The following is a 451-nucleotide window of genomic DNA, read 5'->3' as shown; positions in this document are numbered from 1 at the left end:
TATGACTAGGTAATTTATTCAAGATAACCGGGAATGGGTAAAAAAAGACGGGATTTGATGGGATTCAATAAGTTATGCGCCGATTGCATTCAAGATAAAACGAGTTAAAAATGCTCAATGCTTCGATATCGATAAAACATTCAAGATAGGCGCGCCGTGTATTTTAATTCTTTTAAGACTCTTCAAAAATGTCATCGTAGCCTTTAAAAACGAATTTTAAAGGCACCCTAAAGGCAGGTCAATGAAGTTAACCCGCCTTCGCGTTTACACTCTCTGAGAGAATACTAGCTTCAATCTCTTCCAAAATCTCTCTGACTTGCTCGTCGGGCATATCAACGAGCATCAACGCTGCCAGGCGTTTACGGCCCTCTAGTTGCAGTAGCTCTTGAGTTTCCTTATCTAACAAGCGTAGCACAGTCTCAACACCTTTCCTTGCGAGCATGTTTGTAAG

Annotated in this window: 1 pseudogene; it reads right to left on the bottom strand. The window is 41.0% G+C overall.

What is annotated here, in order from left to right:
* Window positions 1–247: 247 nt before the first annotated feature.
* Window positions 248–451 (bottom strand): annotated as a pseudogene (locus ACUU1M_RS20615) (hypothetical protein); the annotation flags it as partial.

The sequence above is a fragment of the Shigella sp. SIG6 genome, from assembly GCF_053555815.1.
Note: the sequence above shows the minus strand (reverse complement) of the source record. Positions and strands in the feature narration are given on the sequence as shown.